Source organism: Streptomyces muensis (assembly GCF_021474425.1).
GTDB classification, from domain to species: domain Bacteria; phylum Actinomycetota; class Actinomycetes; order Streptomycetales; family Streptomycetaceae; genus Streptomyces; species Streptomyces muensis.
Genome location: NZ_JAKEIP010000017.1, coordinates 1 through 18,015, shown reverse-complemented (window position 1 = coordinate 18,015; position 18,015 = coordinate 1). Strand labels below are relative to the sequence as shown.

Annotated in this window: 17 protein-coding genes; 10 read left to right on the top strand and 7 right to left on the bottom strand. The window is 71.2% G+C overall.

All coding sequences use genetic code 11. The features are described 5' to 3' along the window. The first annotated feature begins 96 nt into the window (after window positions 1-96). Complete coding sequence (locus L0P92_RS07105; RefSeq protein WP_234761662.1) at window positions 97-1,296, top strand: L,D-transpeptidase; 1,200 nt, start codon at window positions 97-99, stop codon at window positions 1,294-1,296. On the opposite strand, the gene L0P92_RS07100 is transcribed toward L0P92_RS07105, so the two are convergent. Then, window positions 1,297-2,052 carry a DUF4232 domain-containing protein gene (locus L0P92_RS07100; RefSeq protein WP_234761661.1) on the bottom strand — a complete coding sequence of 252 codons (756 nt, stop codon included), beginning with the start codon at window positions 2,050-2,052 and terminating at the stop codon, window positions 1,297-1,299. Window positions 2,053-2,239: 187 nt separating this feature from the next. Between L0P92_RS07100 and L0P92_RS07095 the strand changes: the two genes are divergently transcribed. After that, window positions 2,240-3,661, top strand: coding sequence for a helix-turn-helix domain-containing protein (locus tag L0P92_RS07095; protein ID WP_234761660.1), 1,422 nt, complete (start codon window positions 2,240-2,242; stop codon window positions 3,659-3,661). 27 nt (window positions 3,662-3,688) lie between these two features. Here the strand turns inward: L0P92_RS07095 and L0P92_RS07090 are convergent, their stop codons facing one another. The 3 genes from L0P92_RS07090 to L0P92_RS07080 form a co-directional block, all read right to left on the bottom strand. Then, the gene (locus L0P92_RS07090; protein ID WP_234761659.1) at window positions 3,689-4,993 is read right to left on the bottom strand and encodes a DUF3500 domain-containing protein; all 1,305 of its coding nucleotides are present in this window, start codon (window positions 4,991-4,993) and stop codon (window positions 3,689-3,691) included. 212 nt (window positions 4,994-5,205) lie between these two features. After that, window positions 5,206-6,699, bottom strand: a complete 1,494-nt coding sequence (locus L0P92_RS07085) for a sensor histidine kinase (protein ID WP_234761658.1) — start codon at window positions 6,697-6,699, stop codon at window positions 5,206-5,208. Beyond that, window positions 6,696-7,430, bottom strand: a complete 735-nt coding sequence (locus L0P92_RS07080) for a response regulator transcription factor (protein ID WP_234761657.1) — start codon at window positions 7,428-7,430, stop codon at window positions 6,696-6,698. The genes L0P92_RS07085 and L0P92_RS07080 overlap by 4 nt, the downstream gene beginning before the upstream one ends. 182 nt (window positions 7,431-7,612) lie before the next feature. Here L0P92_RS07080 and L0P92_RS07075 point away from each other — a divergent pair, with 182 nt between their 5' ends. The 7 genes from L0P92_RS07075 to L0P92_RS07045 all read left to right on the top strand — a co-directional run bounded on the left by L0P92_RS07075 (window position 7,613) and on the right by L0P92_RS07045 (window position 12,839). After that, a complete protein-coding gene (locus L0P92_RS07075) occupies window positions 7,613-8,407 on the top strand; it encodes a polysaccharide deacetylase family protein (protein ID WP_234761656.1) in 795 nt (264 codons plus the stop codon). A 154-nt stretch (window positions 8,408-8,561) separates the two neighbouring features. Further along, on the top strand, window positions 8,562-9,599 hold the full coding sequence (locus L0P92_RS07070) for a sugar ABC transporter substrate-binding protein (RefSeq protein WP_234761715.1): 1,038 nt from the start codon (window positions 8,562-8,564) through the stop codon (window positions 9,597-9,599). A 77-nt stretch (window positions 9,600-9,676) separates the two neighbouring features. After that, complete coding sequence (locus tag L0P92_RS07065; RefSeq protein ID WP_234761655.1) at window positions 9,677-10,015, top strand: MerR family transcriptional regulator; 339 nt, start codon at window positions 9,677-9,679, stop codon at window positions 10,013-10,015. 239 nt (window positions 10,016-10,254) lie between these two features. Continuing rightward, window positions 10,255-10,458 carry a cold-shock protein gene (locus L0P92_RS07060; protein ID WP_007383480.1) on the top strand — a complete coding sequence of 68 codons (204 nt, stop codon included), beginning with the start codon at window positions 10,255-10,257 and terminating at the stop codon, window positions 10,456-10,458. Between the two features lie 183 nt (window positions 10,459-10,641). Continuing rightward, window positions 10,642-12,090 carry a DEAD/DEAH box helicase gene (locus L0P92_RS07055; protein ID WP_234761654.1) on the top strand — a complete coding sequence of 483 codons (1,449 nt, stop codon included), beginning with the start codon at window positions 10,642-10,644 and terminating at the stop codon, window positions 12,088-12,090. A gap of 25 nt (window positions 12,091-12,115) precedes the next feature. Next, a complete protein-coding gene (locus tag L0P92_RS07050; RefSeq protein ID WP_234761653.1) occupies window positions 12,116-12,403 on the top strand; it encodes an SCO5918 family protein in 288 nt (95 codons plus the stop codon). Between the two features lie 55 nt (window positions 12,404-12,458). Next, window positions 12,459-12,839 (top strand): GvpU-like protein, encoded by a 381-nt coding sequence (locus L0P92_RS07045; RefSeq protein WP_234761652.1) that lies wholly within the window; start codon window positions 12,459-12,461, stop codon window positions 12,837-12,839. A 106-nt stretch (window positions 12,840-12,945) separates the two neighbouring features. On the opposite strand, the gene L0P92_RS07040 is transcribed toward L0P92_RS07045, so the two are convergent. Then, a complete protein-coding gene (locus L0P92_RS07040; protein ID WP_234761651.1) occupies window positions 12,946-15,003 on the bottom strand; it encodes a glycoside hydrolase in 2,058 nt (685 codons plus the stop codon). Between the two features lie 297 nt (window positions 15,004-15,300). Here L0P92_RS07040 and L0P92_RS07035 point away from each other — a divergent pair, with 297 nt between their 5' ends. Beyond that, the gene (locus tag L0P92_RS07035; RefSeq protein WP_372497212.1) at window positions 15,301-16,299 is read left to right on the top strand and encodes a LacI family DNA-binding transcriptional regulator; all 999 of its coding nucleotides are present in this window, start codon (window positions 15,301-15,303) and stop codon (window positions 16,297-16,299) included. Here L0P92_RS07035 and L0P92_RS07030 read toward each other — a convergent pair. Both L0P92_RS07030 and L0P92_RS07025 read right to left on the bottom strand, forming a co-directional pair. Next, a complete protein-coding gene (locus L0P92_RS07030; protein ID WP_234761649.1) occupies window positions 16,255-16,785 on the bottom strand; it encodes a hypothetical protein in 531 nt (176 codons plus the stop codon). The two genes, L0P92_RS07035 and L0P92_RS07030, sit on opposite strands and share 45 nt — an antisense overlap. 28 nt (window positions 16,786-16,813) lie before the next feature. Next, entirely contained in the window at window positions 16,814-17,884 is a 1,071-nt protein-coding gene (locus tag L0P92_RS07025) for a DNA polymerase III subunit beta family protein (protein ID WP_234761648.1), read from the bottom strand. Window positions 17,885-18,015 lie beyond the last annotated feature (131 nt).

Below are 18,015 nucleotides of genomic sequence, written 5' to 3'. Positions count from 1 at the left end.
AGCCGCCGTCATGTTGCTCCACAGCCGCTGACCTCGGGTTTCACGGCTCTACAGTCACGACATCCACCACCTTGCCGCCCCTTTCCGGAGGCTCCGTTGTCGCGCATACGTGTACTCGCCCACGCCCGGGCCGCTGTCGTGGCCGCCCTGCTGGCGCCGCTCGCCGCCTGCTCGTCGAGCGGCTCCCCCGGCGCCCCGGACGACACGAAGGGGAAGCCGAGCGCCGAAGACCGCCCGGTCACGGTGACCGTCACGCCCGCCGGAGAACGGGTCCCGGCCGGCGAGCCCGTGAAGGTCACCGCCTCGGGCGGCCGACTCACCTCGGTGACCGTCACCGACGCCGACGGCCGCAGGCTCACCGGCAAGGTCGCCGCCGACGGCCGCTCCTGGGTCTCCGACCGCAAGTCCGTGCCCGGCGCGGCGTACGCGGTGACGGCGGCGACCCGCTCCGAGGGCGGCACCGCCAAGAGCACGAAGGCCTCCTTCACCACGGCCCCCGCCGGCAAGGTCAACAAGGTCGACTGGCGGCCGGGCACCGGCTCCACCGTCGGTGTCGCCCAGCCGATCTCCCTGGTCTTCGACAACCCGGTCAGGAACCGGGCCGAGGTCGAGGAGCAGCTGAAGATCACCACCTCGAACGACACCGAGGGCTCCTGGGGCTGGATCCGCGACTACTCCGGCCGGGACCGGGTGGACTGGCGGCCCAGGGAGTACTGGAAGCCCGGCACCAAGGTCACCCTGGACGCCGAGCTGAACGGCACCGACTCGGGCGCCGACGGCGGCTGGTTCGTACGCGACTACGCGACGACCTTCACCATCGGCGCCCGGCAGATCGTCGAGGTCGACCTCGACCGCCACCGGCTCACCCTCGAACGCGACGGCAAGACCGTGCGGCGGATACCCGTCTCGGGCGGCACCCCGGGCGGCGACAAGCGCTCCTGGCGCGGGACCGCCGTGCTCATGGCCAAGGAGGGCACGATCAACATGAACTCCGAGACGGTGGGCCTGGGCGACGCCTACGACAAGATGGTCGACTACTCGATGCGGCTGACCTGGTCGGGCATGTACGCCCACGCCGCCCCCTGGAACGCCCGCTGGTTCGGCAACTCCAACCAGAGCTCCGGGTGCATAGGCATGAGCGACGCCGACGCCGCCTGGTTCTACGGGCAGGTGCGGCCGGGCGACCCGTTCGAGATCACCGGCAAGGACACCAAGGGCGTGGTCGACCCCGGCAACGGCTTCGGCGCGTGGAACCTGTCCTGGAGCCAGTGGCAGCGCAAGAGCGCGCTGCGCTGATCACCAGCTGGTGGCGTCGTCCATCGACTGCTGCCAGTACGTGACCTTGAGGGAGTCGTCGATGTGGACGCCGTTCGCGGGCAGCGACGGGTGGGCGGCCGCGCCGACGCTCCGGCTCATGGAGCGGCCGAAGAAGGAGACGGCCAGGGACTTCTCGGTCCGGCCGCCCGAGGCGCTGCCGTCGGTGGCGGACAGGCTCACGGAGGCGTAGCCGGACTGGCCCGGCTCCAGCGTGACGACCGCCTGGGGCTGCGACTCCTCGATGACCGGCGGCACCGACTGGGCCTCACCGAAGCGGACGGCGGGGTAGCCGTAGAGGAAGCAGGTCCTGCTGCCGGTGTTGGTCACGGTGAGCAGCATGTGGTTCACGGGGCGGTTCAACGGGGCCGCGACCGTCTTGGTGTTGGACCCCTCGCAGGTGACCGGCTTGCCGGAGGAGGCGGGCGCCTTGGTCGCCGGGGCCTGGTCGGTGGAACCCGAATCGGTGCCGCCCGCCCCGCCGCCGGAGGAACCCGAACCGTTCGAGCCGCTCGTCGACGAGCCGGAGGAACCCGAGGTGCCCGAGGCGGAGTTGCCGCCGGAGCCCTCGGAAGGGGTGGCGGTGGCGGAACCCGTGGAGGTGGTGGTCGCCGCGGCGCCCTCGTCCTTGGTGCCGGTTCCGTCGTTGCACGCGGACAGGCAGAGCGTGGCGAGTACGGCGGTCGCGGCGGCGACGAGACGGGTGCGGGAAGTACGGGAGGTACGGAAGTCGGACATGTTGCTGCGCCCCTTCGGTGTTCGGGTTGCGGTGGTGATTGGATGGCCGAAGCTTGTGAGGCGATCTGTCCCAACCGCCACCTGCGGCGGGGAGTTAGGGACGCTGGAACACCGAAACGCGCTCTGACCAGGAAGAATCCCGGGGGCCTGGAACGCGCGGCTGGAATACGGGGAATGAGGGGAACGGGTGTCGGGCGAGGCGGAGGCGGGGGCGACGGCGGAGTTCGCACGGCTGCTGCGGGAACTCAAGGACCGCTCGGGACTCAGCTACGGGGCGCTTGCCAAGCGTCTGCACATGAGTACGTCGACGCTGCACCGCTACTGCAACGGCACCGCCGTGCCGGTCGAGTACGCACCGGTGGAACGCCTCGCGAGGGTCTGCCGGGCGACACCGCAGGAACTCGTGGAACTGCACCGGCGCTGGATCCTGGCGGACGCGGCACGCGGGCGCGGCACGGATCAGGCCACGGCGAGGGGCTCGACGCAAGGAGCCGGTTCGGCCCGGGAGACAGTCCAGGATCAAGAGACAGGCCCGGGTCGAGAAACAGGATCGGATCGAGACACAGGACCGGGCCAAGAGACAGCCCCGGGTCAAGAGACAGCCCCGGGTCAAGGAACCAGCCCCGTCGACTCGACCGTGGTCGTCGGCGTGCCGGGCGCGCTCACGCGGCCGCGTCGTCCGGGTGGTCGCCTGCGCAGCCGTACGGCGCTGATCGCCTCCGTCGCGTCGGCCGCCGTACTGGGGGCCGTGGTGCTGGCCGTGGGTGTGCCCTTCGACGAGGGCGGGAACGGCGACCGGCCGACGGGACGGGCGGACGGCGCTACGGAGGCGACGACCGCGGCGTCCGGCACCGGCACGCCCTCCGCCGCTCCGTCCGCGAGCGGGAAGGGGAAGAAGCCGTCGTCATCGCCCTCCCCCTCCGGGTCCGCGAGCGCCGGGTCCGGCACCTCGGCGGGCGGCGGCGCACAGGCCACGGACGGGTCGGCCGAGGACGGCGCCACCGACGCCGTCCCGCTCACGGTCGACGTCCGCCCCTATGTCTACGACAGCCCGTGCAGCCAGCACTTCCTCGTCGACAGCGAACCCGAGCAGGTCGGTCCGCCCGCGGGCGAGCAGGACGCACAGCGCTGGTCCACCGCGTACGGTGCGATCTCCTCGAACGAACAGCGGATCGCCCTCACCGTGCAGGGCACCGGCAAGGAGACCGTCGTCCTGAAGGATCTGCACCTGCGCGTCCTGTCGAAGGGCGCGCCGCCCGGCTGGAACGAGTACGCGATGGGCTCCGGCTGCGGCGGCGGCGTCGAGAGCAGGTCGTTCGACGCCGACCTGGACAGCGGCAGCCCCACGCTCACCGTCAAGAACGGCCAACGCGACTTCCCGTACAAGGTCAGTGAGTCCGACCCGGAGGTCTACTACGTCACCGTCCACACCAAGGCGCACGACGTCCGCTGGGACCTCACCCTGGACTGGTCCAGCGGCAGCCGCCGCGGCACCGTCCACATCGACAACTCCGGCACCCCGTTCCGCACCAGCGCCAAGGTGGGCGGCGACTCCTACGACTACCCGCTGGGCGGCAGCGAATGGATCCCGGTGACACCGGGCCAGTGAGCGGCGCGGGGCCGGGACCGGCGCGGCTCACCGATGGTGGGGCGAGGTCAGGTAGTGCTGCCGCAGGAGCTCCTTTCCGTAGTCGTTGCCGTTGGGGGTGCGGATGACGGAGTGGACGTGCTTCTGGGTGGGGCCGTCGCCCTGGGTGGCGCCGTACGCGCCGGCCAGCGGGCCGGGACCCTGGCAGTCGACCTCGACCCACACCACGGGGCTGTGGATCCGGACGTAGAAGGCCGAGTCGTCCTCGATGCCGCCGGCCCAGGTGACGTAGGTGTCGGCGAGGTGTTTGCGGACCTCGGCCATCGTCACCCGCGCGGCGTCGGCCTTCGCCCGGCCCACGAAGGCCTCGACGATGCCGAGGAGCTTCTTGCGCTGGGCGGCGTTCAGGGCGTCGCCGCGCAGGCCCTCGTACGCCTGGACCGTGTTGTCGGCGAACGCGCCCGCCTTCATGGACTCGTTGGACTTGGTGGCGGAGGCGATGGCGATCTTCTGCTGGGCCGCTGTGAGGGAGTTGACGAAGGCCAGGCTCGCGGCGACCTCCTCGTGGCAGACCGTGACCGTCTCGCCGTCGATCTCCATCGACGTGGGCTCCGAACCCCAGAAGCAGGGGCTCATGACCACCTGGTCGCCGAGCACGAAGTAGTTGACGACCAGGTGGTGGCCGTCGAACTGGAAGCCCCAGGGCTCGGTCGCGGACGGGGTACCCATGACGGTCCAGTAGTAGGCGTCCTCGTTGAAGGCGTCGGTGTTGCCGATGGCCTCGCCGGCCGCCTGGTTGATCCTGCGGATCTTCTCCGTCGTCTCCAGACCGTCGGCGCTCAGCGCCGCCTTCAGCAGGGCCGTTCCGAGCGCCTTCTGGTCGTCGCTCAGGTCGGCCAGGGAGACGCCCTGACGGTCGTAGGAGTCGATGTTGCTCCACAGGCGCCACTCGGTGGAGTGGACGGTGAACTGGGTCGAGCTCTTCTGGTCGTCGGTGAGGCCGGCCAGGAAGGCGTTCGCCGCGGCGATGACGGGGGCGGTGGCGACCTTGGTGGAGTGGATCGTGAACAGGTCGTCGATGCGGTTGCCGTCGGTGGTCAGGCCGAAGAAGTCCTCGGTGATCGACTGGTTGCCGGGTCCGCCCGCACCGCCGCCGGGCGCTCCGCTCGGGGCGCCGCTCGGAGCGGCCGAGGCCTCCGCCGTACCGGTGGTGTCGTCGGCCATCGCGGCCCAGGCACCGGCGCCGCCCATCGTGGCGACGGCGGTGGCGCCGGAGGCGAAGAAGACCTTGCGCATGAAGTTGCGGCGGCTCGCGTGGGCGCGACGGCCGTTCCCCTGCTCGGACTCGGACATCGTTCGCTCGCTCCCTTTCGTCAGGCCCACCACCCGCGGTCGGCCACCTGCCGGCAACCCTGGGGGACGTAACTGAGGCCCAGCTGAACCCACTTCCGCACACCGCCCGCAGCCGGTCCGGACCACGACCTGGACGGCATGGCTGACCTGCGGGTCTTTGAATGTGCTGAGGATTCGGGCCACGGGGTGCGGGCGACGTGCGCGACGCGGGCTCAGGCCGGCGAAGCCGCCCCGTGCGCGGCAGGCGCCGGGTCCGCTCCGGCCGCGTACGGCAGCGTGACCGTGAACTCCGTGTGGCCGGGGCGGCTTCGGGCGTCGATGTGGCCGGCGTGGGCCTGGGTGATGGCCGCGGCGATGGCCAGGCCGAGGCCCGCGCCGCCGCCCTTGCCGGGGGCGCGGGTGCGGGAGGTGTCGGCACGGGTGAAGCGTTCGAAGACGCTCGGGAGGAGGTCGGGCGGGATGCCGGGGCCGTCGTCCTGGACTCGGATGGTGCAGCGGGTGCGGGTGGCCTCGACGGACACGGTGATCCGCGTACCGGGTGGCGTGTGTGCGCGGGCGTTGGCCAGGAGGTTGGTCAGGACCTGGGTCAGGCGGGCCGGGTCGCCGGTCACCGTGGCCGGTTCGTCGAGCCGCAGGGCGAGCCGCCAGTCGTGGCCGGCGCCGGCCGCCCGCGCGTCCCACACCGCCTCCGCCACCAGGGTCGCGAGGTTGACCTCCACCCTCTCCAGCGGCCGTCCCTCGTCGAGCCGGGCGAGCAGCAGGAGGTCCTCCACGAGCCCGGTCATCCGGGCCGACTGCGCGGAGACACGGCGCCACGCCAGCCGCGGCTCGACCTTGGGCGCGCCGGTGTCCATCAGTTCGGCGTATCCGGCGATGGAGGCGAGCGGGGTGCGCAGTTCGTGGCTGGCGTCGGCGAGGAAGCGGCGCATGCGGTCCTCGCTGCGCTGGCGCCCGGCCAGGGCGGACTCCATGCGGTCGATGAGGTGGTTCAGCGCGGCGCCGACCTGGCCGGCCTCGGTGGCGGGGTCGGTGTCCGCTGCGGGGACCCGGGTGAGGCCGGTGACCTCGCCGCGTTCCAGCGGCGCGCGGGCGACCTCGACGGCGGTGGCGGCCACCCGGCCGAGCGGGCGCAGCTGGCGGCGTACGACCACCGCGCAGACGCAGCCCGCGACGGCGAGGCCGACTCCGGCGATCACCGCCTCGGTCACCACCAGACCGTGGATCGTGGCCTCCACGTCGTCCATGGGGAGCCCGGCCAGTACGGCGGGTCCGGCGCCCTCGGCGGCGGTGATCCGGTAGGTGCCGAGGCCGGGAATGGTGCGGGTGTGCAGCGTGCCGTCGGCGGTGATCCCGGCCAGGGCGGCACGTTGGGCGGCGGTGAGGACCTGCTGCCGGCCGTCCGCGGTCACCGTCTCGGCCGCCACGACCTCGCCGTCGGTCAGGCGCGCGGCGACGGTTCCGGTGGGCTGGCCGCGCTCGTTGAGGAACCCGAGGTCCGTCGCGCTCCCCGTACGCCGCTCCAGGCCGCCCTGGCTCCGCGCGGCGGCGTCCCGGACCCGTTGGTCCAACTCGTCCAGCAGCCGGGCCCGTTGGACGAGCACCGTGGTGACGGCCATCGCCGCGCACACGACGACCAGGGCCACGGTGATGAACGCGACCAGACGCGCACGCAGCGACCGCCCTCCCGTCCGGCGCCGCACCGTCATCTCCCGTCGTCCGCGGCCCGAATGACGTACCCGGCTCCCCGCACCGTGTGGATCATCGGCGCCCGCCCTTTGTCGATCTTCGCGCGCAGGCCGTAGATGTAGACCTCGACCAGGTTTCCCTCGCTGTCGAAGGAGCTGTTCCAGACCTCGCCGAGGATCTGCGCCTTGCTGAGCACCTGGCGGGGATGCCGGATCAGGAAGTTCAGCAGGTCGAACTCCTTGGCGGTCAGGGCGATCGGTGTCCCGGCGCGCTGCACCTGCCGGGTCCTCTCGGCCAGTACGAGGTCGCCGAGCACCCGTACGGGCTCGTCCGCCGCCTCCGGCTCGGCTCCTGCCCGGCGCAGCAGGCCGCGCAGCCGCAGCATGACCTCCTCCAGCGAGAAGGGCTTGGTGACGTAGTCGTCGGCACCGGCCGACAGGCCGTCGAGGCGGTGCTCCAGGGCGTCGCGTGCGGTCAGCATGAGCACGGGCAACCGCGCGTTCTCGTACCGCAGCCGCCGCAGGACGTGCACCCCGTCCAGGTCCGGCAGCATCCCGTCGAGCACGACGGCATGCGGGGCACAGCCACGCGCCATCGTCAGCGCCTCGCGCCCGTCAGCCGCCGAGAACGCCTGCCATCCCGCGTCGGCGACGGCCCACGCGAGCAGTTCGGTGAGCTCGGGCTCGTCATCGACGATCAGCACACGCACGGCGCCCTGACGGACTCCCGGGGTTCCACATGCGGCAGGCATGCACCGGAGCCTGGCCCGCCTCCCTGAGAACCGCCTGTGTGCCGCCTGTCGCCCGGCCAGGGATCCGGTCGTCACGCCCGACCCGGTCGAATTGTGCGTGATCGGTAACAGACGGATCCCTCGGCCGTTCTCCCCCCTCTTGCCGGATGCACGGGCCACAGCGACGGCGAGGGACAGGGAACATGGTGCGAAGCGGCGGACGGGGATGGTACGGCAAGGTGCTGGCGGCGGCGCTCGGCGTGACCGCGGTGGCCGCGCTGACCTCGTTCTGGAACGCGCAGGTCGGTTCCCCCGAGGAACGGCCCGCCCAGGCCGGCGTCTCGGCGCCGCCCGCCGCGTCGCCCGCCCAGCCGCAGGGCCGCAAGTCGACGCCGGTGTCGGCGGAGATCGCGCATGCCTCGGACGGCGGCGCCCACAGCGTCAACATCACCATCGACGACGGGCCGGACCCCGTCTGGACACCCCAGGTGCTTCAGGTGCTGCGGGAGAACGGGGTGAAGGCCACGTTCTGCATGGTGGGCACCCAGGCCCAGGCCCACCCCGACCTGGTCAGGACGGTGGTCGCGGCCGGACACCGGCTCTGCGACCACACGGTCTCGCACGACGTCACCATGGACCGCAAGTCCGAGGCCTACCAGTCCCAGCAGATCCTGGACGCCGAGCGCATGATCACCAAGGCCTCCGGTGGCGTCCGCCCGCTGTACTACCGGGCCCCGGGAGGCGCCTTCACCCCGTACAGCCGTCACCTCGCCGCGTCCCGCGGAATGCGCCCGCTCGGCTGGAACATCGACTCCAAGGACTTCGAACTCCCCGGCACCGCCACCATGGTCGCCACCGTCAAGAACGAGATCTCCAACGGCCCGACCCTGCTCTTCCACGACGCGGGCGGCGACCGCTCCCAGACGGTGGCCGCGCTGCGCGAGGTCCTGCCGTGGCTGAAGGACCAGGGCTACGGCTTCGGCTTCCCCGTGCGCTGACACCGGTCGGCCTATCCTGGCACTGAGTGGCCGGCGTGGCCGGTCAGGGGGTTTCACGGACGTTCCCGGACGAGCCAGGGAGGCCCCCGTGAGTGCGTATCGGGGTCGTACGGCCCTACGGCGTGCCGCGTCGCCGCTGACCCTGGCCGTGGCCATGGCCACGGCGCTGGCCGGCTGCGGCTCGGGCGGGAGCGCCTCCGACGAGGACGGGTTCAAGGTCGGGCTGCTGCTCAGCCAAAACGTGCAGACCCGCTGGGAGAAGTTCGACAAGCCGCTGATCGAGAAGAAGGTCACGGAGCTGTGCGCGGACTGCACGGTGGAGTACGCCAACGCCGAGGGTGACGTCGCCACCCAGCAGCAACAGGTGGAGACCCTGATCAACAAGGACGTCAAGGTCCTGCTGCTCAGCGCCGTGAACTTCCGGTCGCTGCGCTTCTCCGTCGAGCGGGCCCACGACGCGGGCGTCCCCGTGATCGCCTACGACGGTCTCGTCGAGGGCCCGATCTCGGCCCACGTCTCCTTCGACAACGAACGGGTGGGCCGGCTTCAGGGCGAGGCGCTCCTGCGGGCCCTGGGGGACCGGGCGGCCGACGGCCAGATCGTCATGATGAACGGCCCCCAGACCTCCCCGACCAACGTGGCGTTCAAGAAGGGCGCGCTCTCCGCGTTGCAGGGCAAGGTCAGGATCGGCAAGTCGTACGACACCCCGGGCTGGAGCCAGGAGACCGCCCACACCAACATGGACAGCGCCCTCGCCGCCCTGGGCGCCGACAGCGTCGACGGGGTCTACGCCGCCAACGACGGGCTGGCCGCCGGTGTGATCTCCGCCCTCAAGAGCGCCGGCATCGACCCGCTGCCGCCGGTCACCGGCCAGGACGCCGACCTCGCCGCCGTCCGGCGCATCGTCCTGGGCGAGCAGTACATGAGCGTCTACAAGCCCTTCAAGGCCGAGGCCGACGCGGCCGCGAGGATCGCCGTCGCCCTGGGCCGCGGCGAGGACATCGACGACCTCACCGACACCACGGTCGACACGGCCACCACCAAGGACATCCCGGCCGTCCGGCTCGACCCCGTCCCCGTGACCGTCGACGACATCAGGTCCACCGTGGTCAAGGACGGCGTGTACACCATCGACCAGATCTGCACGCCGGAACTCGCGGCCGCCTGCCGCCGGGCCGGACTCACTGGCTGAGAGAGTCTGTCCTCGCGGAGCCACATCTGCGGCCCCCGCGGCGTTAGGGTTGTCCAAGTCCCCGAAACGAAGGTGCCATGCCCGCTGAGAACGTCCCCGTCACCGGGAATCTGGACGACGACGACTATCCCGCGTACACCATGGGACGAGCCGCCGACGTTCTCGGCATCACCCCCGCCTTCCTCCGCGCCGTCGGCGGCACCGGGCTGATCACCCCGCTGCGTTCGGAGGGCGGCCACCGCCGCTACTCCCGCCGTCAGTTGCGTATCGCCGCCCGCGCCCGTGAGCTCGTCGACCAGGGCACCCCCATCGAGGCCGCCTGCCGCATCATCTCCCTGGAGGACCAGCTGGAGGACGCGCTGCGGCTGAACCGGGACATGCGCCGGAGGCTGGACGAGCGGGACGCGGACCGTTAGATACCTGGTCCGGCCGGTACAGAATTACGGTCCACGGCGGGACGAGAATTCCCGGACGGTGCCGAAAACTGCCGGGGGCGTCCGGCCCGACTGTGTTAGCGTGATAGCAGTTGCAGTTTTGGTTGCCAGAGACTTGTTTCTTTGCAGAGCTTTCCGGATCTTTCCGGAGGGGTGATCATCGCGGCGACTCGGATCCGTAAAGTGCGGATTCCGGCACTGCCCCCCAAGGGAGATTCAATATGGCATCTGGCACCGTGAAGTGGTTCAACGCGGAAAAGGGCTTCGGCTTCATCGAGCAGGACGGCGGCGGCGCTGACGTGTTCGCCCACTACTCGAACATCGCCACCAGCGGCTTCCGCGAGCTTCAGGAAGGCCAGAAGGTTACCTTCGACGTCACGCAGGGCCAGAAGGGCCCGCAGGCCGAGAACATCGTTCCCGCCTGACGCTGACAGTCGCGAACACGTGGCTGGGGCCCGCACTCTTGGGGTGCGGGCCCCAGCTCATTGTTTTCTTCGATTTCAAACAACGGCATTTCGTATTTCACTCGGCTCATTCTTGTGAATCCGCGTGCGGTTCCCCACCGCTGGGCAGAATTCCTCGATACGCCGGATCGAGGAAGGTTCCCCATGAACCGCACCCGCCGTACCGGCGGCAGCTCAGGACGTGTCCGTGCCCACAAGACCGGCCGGCAGAGCCCCCGAGCACGCACCACGACCACCCGTCCGCAGGAATTCACCCTGCCGGTCACCCTCACCGAACCGCTGCCCGCGGTCGCGACCTTCGCCGAGCTCGACCTTCCGGCCCGGCTGCTGACCGCGCTCGCCGCCGAAGGCGTGAGCGTGCCCTTCCCCATCCAGGCGGCGACGCTGCCGAACGCGCTGGCCGGACGGGACGTACTGGGCCGGGGCCGCACCGGCTCGGGCAAGACGCTCGCCTTCGGCCTGCCCGTGCTGGCCCGGCTGAACGGCCGGCGCGCCGAGCCCCGGCAGCCCCTCGCGCTCGTCCTCGTCCCCACCCGGGAACTGGCCCAGCAGGTCACCGACGCGCTCACCCCCTACGCCCGCGCCCTGCGGCTGCGGCTCGCCACCGTCGTGGGCGGCATGGCGATCGGCCGGCAGGCGACCGCGCTGCGCGGCGGCGCCGAGGTCGTCGTGGCGACCCCCGGCCGGCTCAAGGACCTCATCGAACGGGGCGACTGCCGACTGGACCAGGTCGGCGTCACCGTCCTGGACGAGGCCGACCAGATGGCCGACATGGGCTTCATGCCCCAGGTGACGGCCCTGCTCGACCAGGTCGCCCCCGGCGGTCAGCGGCTGCTGTTCTCGGCCACCCTGGACCGCAACATCGACCTCCTGGTACGCCGCTACCTCCACGACCCCGTGGTGCACTCGGTCGACCCGTCCGCGGGCGCCGTCAGCACCATGGAGCACCATCTGCTGCACGTTCAGGACACCGACAAGCACGCCACCGCGACCGAGATCGCCGCCCGCGACGGCCGGGTGATCATGTTCCTGGACACCAAGCACGCCGCGGACCGGCTGGCCAAGCATCTGCTGTCCGTCGGGGTGCGGGCCTCGGCCCTGCACGGCGGCAAGTCCCAGCCGCAGCGCAACAAGACGCTCGCCCGGTTCAAGGACGGCGAGGTCACGGTCCTGGTGGCCACGAATGTCGCCGCCCGCGGGATCCACGTCGACGACCTCGACCTCGTCGTCAACGTCGACCCGCCCGGCGACCACAAGGACTATCTGCACCGCGGCGGCCGTACCGCACGCGCCGGCGAGTCCGGCACCGTCGTCACCCTCGTGCTGCCGCACCAGCGGCGCGCGATGGACCGTCTGATGGCCGACGCCGGCATCACCCCCAGCACCGCCCGGGTCCGCCCCGGCGAGGCCGAACTGCACCGCATCACCGGCGCCCGCACCCCCTCGGGCGTCCCCGTCGTCCTCACCCCGCCGCCCGCCGAGCAGAGCCAACGAACGGGATCCGGATCCCCAGCCCGCGGCCGCGGCCGACGCCGCTCCACCACCCGGAACCGACGCTCCACCCCGAGGAACACTCCGAGGAACACCCCGTAGCCCAGGCAACCCCGTGGAGGCACCCATGCGTTGTGTCATCGCCCGTTTCCCCTTCGACCTGATCAAGAGCGAGGTCGAACAGTCGATGAGCGGCGTCACGCCCGAGCCCCTCGCGGGCGTGGCCGTCACCATCGGCCGCAGCGTCTACCCCGTGATGCAGGTCGGGGAAGTGATCACCCGCCAGAACCGCCGCGACTTCACCGCCGGTGAGATGCGCCGGGCCCTGACCCGGCTCGGCTTCACCTGCCACGACACCCCTCCGGTCGCACCGGCCGGCGACACCCGGGCCGACGAGGGTGCGCTGGGCTGGTGACGTCAGCGTCGCCGCCCGCACCGTGACGGCCCCGGTCGGGCTAGGCTCCTGAGACATGACGCACCCTGACGACCTGCTCGTCGCGATTGCCGCGATGGTGGAGTCGCGGCACAGCAGCCAGATGTCCCTGACCGTGGTGATCCCGGGAGCCGTCATCACGGGACGGCTGGCCCCGGAAGCCCTGTGGAAGGAACGCGTGGCCGAGGTCCTGCGGGACTCCGAGCACCTGCGGCCGTTCGCCGCCGCGTTCACCGCGCCGCAGGACGCCGGCGGCCACGGGCCGGAGCACGGGGCCGGCCCCACCCACCTCCACTTCCACGTCGCCCGGATCCTCCAGGGCAGCTTCGGCATCCCCGACACGGGCGGCATGTACCGCGTCGCGCTGCGGGACGTGAGCGCCTGGACCATCGGGGACATCGGCTACTCGGACCAGTGAAAGCCCTCGGCTCCTCCCACCGCGTGGAGGGAGGAGCCGAGGGCTGACGTGCTGCTCGGTGTACCAGGACTACTCGGTGGACTGGGACTACTCGGTCCTCGGTCTACTAGGCGTCGTCACCCGTCACGTCGGTCACCGTCCAGCGCTGGTTGGCGCCGGAGTTCGGCTGCCACACGCCGACCGCGGCGCCCTCGTTGGTGGACTGCCCGCCGACGTCCGGGAGCTGTCCGGTGGCGGCGTTGACGAGGGTCCAGGTGCCGTCGCCGGTCGTCGACATGATCCACTGCGCGGCGCGGTCGCGGCGGCCCTCGTCGGGCTCGGCCACCAGGGCACCGTCACGTACGGCCAGGCGCTTGTCCTCGGTCGCCTCGGTGAAGACGTACCGCTTGCGGTTGTCGCTGCCGTTGCCGCTGATCTGCTCCAGGCGCCACTGCTGACCGCTCGGGTCGGCGGCGTCGGCGCTCCTGATGACGAGGCCGGTGCCGTTGTCGGCGATGGTGAGGTCCTTGCCGCTCTGGACGCCGGTCAGCCGGTAGGTGTGGCCCTTTTGCAGCTCGGCCGCGTCCTTCGCGACGCCGGAGACGCCCTTGACCAGGAACGACGTCACCGACTGGCCGGGCACGGAGATGGTGGCCTGCTTGCCGGTGACCCGGACGGGCTTCTGCTTCTCCAGCTTGCCGTCGGCGCTGGTGACCACCGGGGTGACGGTGGCGTGGGAGGAGACGCGGCCGAACTTCGACAGGTCGAGCGTGACGTCGCGGGCCTCGGTGGTGCTGTTGACGTGGACGACGGTCGCCGCGTCGCCCTTGCGGGAGACGGCCGCGGTGCTTGAGGTGTCGTTCGTCTTGATCAGCCGGTCGCCGGGCTTGATGAAGTGCGTGAAGTTACGGGCGGTGTCGAACTTGGTGTTGGTGTAGATCGGGCAGGACTCCAGGGTGTCCTTCGAGGTGCAGCTGAAGGACAGCTGGATCTCGCCCCAGTTGCCGCCCTTCGCGGACTCGCCGCCCGGCTTCATGTTGTCGTAGTCCTCGACGGGCTGCCAGAACACCCAGGCGCGGGGCTCCAGTTCACGCAGGTCGTCGACGATGCGCTGGGCGAGGCCGAGGCCGGGCCGCATGTCCGTGAAGCTCTGCCCGTCGCCCCAGTCGCCCTCGACCTCGCTCATCCACAGCGGCTTGTCCGCGGCCTTGGCCAGGTCGCGCACGGTGGTGCGCTGGCTGGTGCCGTAGGTGTGGACGTTCATCTGGCCGACCAGGTCGCGGACCTCCTGGGGGTAGGAGTTCCAGTTGGTGGCGAAGGTGCCGGGGTTGGTCTCGTCCATCGCGGAGATCTCCGCGCCGGTCCTCGACTTCTCCAGCGTCGGACCCAGCGCGCGGAGCACCTTCTGCTGAAGCTCGGGACCGATGTGGGCGCCTTCCTGGCGGCCGCCGACGGGCTCGCCGTCCGGGCCGAGCTTGGTGCCCCAGTAGTTGGTGTTCGGCTCGTTGAACGGGTCGAGGGTGTCGACCTCGATGCCGTGTGCCTTCTCCAGGCGCTCGGTGGCGCCCACCAGGTACTTGGCGAAGTCGTCGACGGACTCGGCCTTGAGCTGGTCCTTGCCGGCGTCGAAGTTGCCGGAGACGTAGCCGCTCTCGGTCATGAACCACGGCGGGGAGTTGCTGAAGGTCTCCCAGTGGGTGATGTCCTTCTTGATCCGGTCGACCCACCAGCGCTGCGTCTTGTCAGCCTTGTTGTTCCAGTCGGCGGGATCGTCGGCGTCCCACCAGTCGACGTCCTCGCGGGTGGTGCCCGCCGGAGCCTTCCACCAGCCCTCGACCGCGCCGCCGGCCCGCAGGTAGTCCTTGACGTCCGGGGCGTTGCCGCCGCCGATGTTGTAGCGGGCGATGTTCAGGGCGAGCCCGTCGTCCCCGAAGAGCAGCTTCGCCAGCTTCTCCCGTATCGCGGGCGGGTAGTCACCGGTGGCGTTGGCGAACCAGACCAGGCTGGTGCCCCAGCCCTCGAACTTCTCCTGCTTGTACGACGGGTCGGGGCGGACGGTGACCGAGGCGGCGGCGGTCGTGTCCGCGGGCGCGGCCGGCAGTGCGGTGGCGGCCAGCACGGTGCCGGTCGCGAGGGCGGTGACGCCGATGCCCAGGAGTCTTCTCTTGCGGGTGCGGTGTGCCATCTCGAGTACTCCAGCTCTTCCGTGCGCCGCGCGTCCCGGTGCGGGCTCGGTGCGGTTCGTTTCGATGCGGTTCAGTGCGCTCTAGCCCGTTTTGATCTCATAATGTTTACGTAAACATCCGCTGGCGGGATGTCTACACTGTGCGAATCTCGGCGGTCAAGGAGTTGGCCGGAACCGAAAGTTGCGCACCCAGGGGGCAGCGTGGGGACGACGGACAGGGAGGGCGCGCCGATGGACACGCGCCCCGCGGGAGGCCGTACGCGCGGGCGTGCCGCGCGCCCACGCCAGGGCGCCTCCATGGCCGACGTCGCCCAGCTGGCCGGGGTCTCCTCGCAGACGGTCTCCCGCGTCTCGAACGGCTTCCCGGGAGTGACCGAGGAGACCCGGCAGCAGGTCATGGCCGCGATGCGGGAGCTGGGCTACCGGCCCAACAGCGCCGCTCGGGCCCTCAAACGGGGCGAGTTCCGCACCCTCGGCGTGATCACCTTCTCCCTGTCCACCCACGGGAACATCCGCACCCTGGAGGCCATCGCGACCTCCGCCGCCCGGCACGGCTACGCCGTCACGCTGCTGCCGGTCGCCGTCCCCACCCAGGACGAGGTGAACGGCGCCTTCTCCCGCCTCGGCGAACTCGCCGTGGACGCGGTCATCGTCATCATGGAGATCCACCTCCTCGACGCCGCGACGGTCTCACTGCCGCCCGGCGTCCAGGTCGTGGTGGCCGACTCCGACGCCGGCGACCGCTACACCGTCGTCGACACCGACCAGGCGGGCGGCGCCCGCGACGCCGTACGGCATCTGCTGGACCTCGGCCATCACACGGTGTGGCACCTGGCCGGCCCCGAGGACTCCTTCGCCGCCCAGCGCCGCGCCAACGCCTGGCACGCCGCCCTCACGGAGGCCGGCGCGACCCCGCCGCCCCTGGTGCGCGGCGACTGGTCGGCGGAGTCGGGCTACCGCGCGGGCCTCCACCTCGCCGACCACCCCGACTGCACGGCGGTGTTCGCCGCCAACGACCAGATGGCCCTGGGCCTGCTCCGCGCCCTGCACGAACGCGGCCGCCGAGTCCCCGACGACGTCAGCGTCATCGGCTTCGACGACCTCCCCGAGTCCGCCTCCTTCCTCCCCCCGCTCACCACCATCCACCAGGACTTCGCCGAGGTCGGCCGCCTCTGCGTCGAGGGCGTCATCACCAAGATCCGCCACGGCGACACCACCCACGGCACGACGCTGGTGCCCACGCGGCTGGTCCTACGGGAGAGCACGGGGGCGGGGCCGGCCGGTCCGCGGCCCTGAGCCGGCATCGCGACGGGACACGGCCTCGGCCACCTCGCCGAGGGCGGTACGGATGAGGGTTCCGTACGCGTCCTGGGGAAGGTTCGGGGCCTGCTCCTCGGCCGCCGTGATGTGCTCGGCGGCCGCGGCGAAGGCGCCGAGGCGGCGGTAGTCGTCGGCGAGGTTGAGATGCAGGGACGGATAGAAGCCGGCGATGCGCAGGCCGGCGTGGTGCTGCTGAACGCGCCGCTCGGTCATGGCGTCGGCCGCGTCCAGGGCGCGGATGTCCCAGGCCAGGGCCTGGGCAGGGTCTTCGTAGAGGTCTGCCAGGTGGTGCGCGAGCGTGCAGCGGTGCAGCGGGTCGCCGGTGACGCCGATCGTGGACCACAGGGTCAGGAGCTTTTGGCGGGCGGAGGCGATGGCTCCGGCTTGTCCGTCGAGGACGGCCCGGCCGATGGCTTCCATGGTCGGGTCGGGGCTGGGAGTGGAGGTGGGGGTGGCGGTCATGGTTGGTTCTTGTCCTCGTCGTTCCTGCTCAGGCTGAGTGGTCGGGCTTGACGGGCATGGCCAGGGTGGTGAGATCGCCGCGGTCGGCGGAGCGGATCGTGACGGGCTGGTCCGGTCCTCGCAGGTCGAGCATCACGTCGGGGCCGATGGCGGTGCTGACGGCCGGATAGAGCGTGGTCAGCTCGAAGCAGATACGAAGGTCCTGCCCCGTGATGGGGGTCGTGAGCGGGACGCGAAGGGACTCTCCCTCAGTGGCCAGGGCTTCCAGGCCGTCCCTGGTCACCCGCAGTGTGATCCGTTCTCCGGGGTGTCCTTCCAGGGCTCGCAGAAGGAGATCCTTCGAGACCGTCACCCGGGTCGTGGCCTCGGGAAGCGACGCGAGCATCAGCCGGTAGTCCGGGAACTCCTCCGGCAGCAGCCGGCAGTGCAGGTCGTCCCGGTCCGCCATGCGCAGCCACAGTCCGTGCGGCGTCGCCTCGATCCGCACCAGTGCGCTGCGGCGGATCTCGGCGACCGCGGCCCGCAGCTCGTCACCGTCGAGCGTGGCAGCCCAGGTCGCCGCCGTTGCTTCGACCGGAACCAGGGTCCGGTTCGCGAGGCGGTAACGGTCCGTCGCGGTCAGCGTGACCGCTTCCCGCGTCGCCTCGACGCGCAGGGCGCCGAGCACCGGCATCCCCGGTTCACGCGCGGTCGCGGTCAGGACCTGCTCGATCGCGTCGGCCAGCACCGGCCCCTTCAGCGCGGCGACCGGCAGACCCGGCACATCCGTGAGCGACGCCTTGATCGAAGCGGCCTTGTGCCGCACCGCTGCCGCGTCCCCGAGAACCTTCGCGACGTGCTCGTCGATCAGCCGGGCCGCGTCACCGGGCTCGGCGTCGAGGACCGCCTCGACAGCGGTGAGGGGCATGTCGATCTCCCGGAGCCGACGCAGCGCGACAGCCCGTTCCACCTGGTCAGCACCGTAGTAGCGGTAGCCGGAGTCCGGGTCGACCTGCACCGGGGAAAGCAGCCCCGAGTCGGCGTAGAAGCGCAAGGCGCTCGTGGTCAGGCCGGTTCGGTGGGCGAAGACGCCGATCGGCATCAGCTCAGAGTTCGACACCGCGCCATCGTCGGGCTTCGACCGACTTGAAGGTCAACTCGGACGCACCGCGCCTCACCCGTGACGCGGCGGTGCCGGCGGCAGCGTCCTGAGGTCCGGGGCGGGTTCCGGCCAGACCAGGAGGACGGGGC

Coding starts and splice junctions, on each gene's coding strand:
- L0P92_RS07035 (WP_372497212.1), top strand. CDS start 15,301: ATGGCCGACGTCGCCCAGCTGGCCGGGGTCTCCTCGCAGACGGTCTCC.
- L0P92_RS07045 (WP_234761652.1), top strand. CDS start 12,459: ATGACGCACCCTGACGACCTGCTCGTCGCGATTGCCGCGATGGTGGAG.
- L0P92_RS07065 (WP_234761655.1), top strand. CDS start 9,677: ATGCCCGCTGAGAACGTCCCCGTCACCGGGAATCTGGACGACGACGAC.
- L0P92_RS07030 (WP_234761649.1), bottom strand. CDS start 16,785: ATGACCGCCACCCCCACCTCCACTCCCAGCCCCGACCCGACCATGGAA.
- L0P92_RS07090 (WP_234761659.1), bottom strand. CDS start 4,993: ATGTCCGAGTCCGAGCAGGGGAACGGCCGTCGCGCCCACGCGAGCCGC.
- L0P92_RS07085 (WP_234761658.1), bottom strand. CDS start 6,699: ATGACGGTGCGGCGCCGGACGGGAGGGCGGTCGCTGCGTGCGCGTCTG.
- L0P92_RS07040 (WP_234761651.1), bottom strand. CDS start 15,003: ATGGCACACCGCACCCGCAAGAGAAGACTCCTGGGCATCGGCGTCACC.
- L0P92_RS07060 (WP_007383480.1), top strand. CDS start 10,255: ATGGCATCTGGCACCGTGAAGTGGTTCAACGCGGAAAAGGGCTTCGGC.
- L0P92_RS07100 (WP_234761661.1), bottom strand. CDS start 2,052: ATGTCCGACTTCCGTACCTCCCGTACTTCCCGCACCCGTCTCGTCGCC.
- L0P92_RS07080 (WP_234761657.1), bottom strand. CDS start 7,430: ATGCCTGCCGCATGTGGAACCCCGGGAGTCCGTCAGGGCGCCGTGCGT.
- L0P92_RS07075 (WP_234761656.1), top strand. CDS start 7,613: ATGGTGCGAAGCGGCGGACGGGGATGGTACGGCAAGGTGCTGGCGGCG.
- L0P92_RS07055 (WP_234761654.1), top strand. CDS start 10,642: ATGAACCGCACCCGCCGTACCGGCGGCAGCTCAGGACGTGTCCGTGCC.
- L0P92_RS07070 (WP_234761715.1), top strand. CDS start 8,562: ATGGCCACGGCGCTGGCCGGCTGCGGCTCGGGCGGGAGCGCCTCCGAC.
- L0P92_RS07050 (WP_234761653.1), top strand. CDS start 12,116: ATGCGTTGTGTCATCGCCCGTTTCCCCTTCGACCTGATCAAGAGCGAG.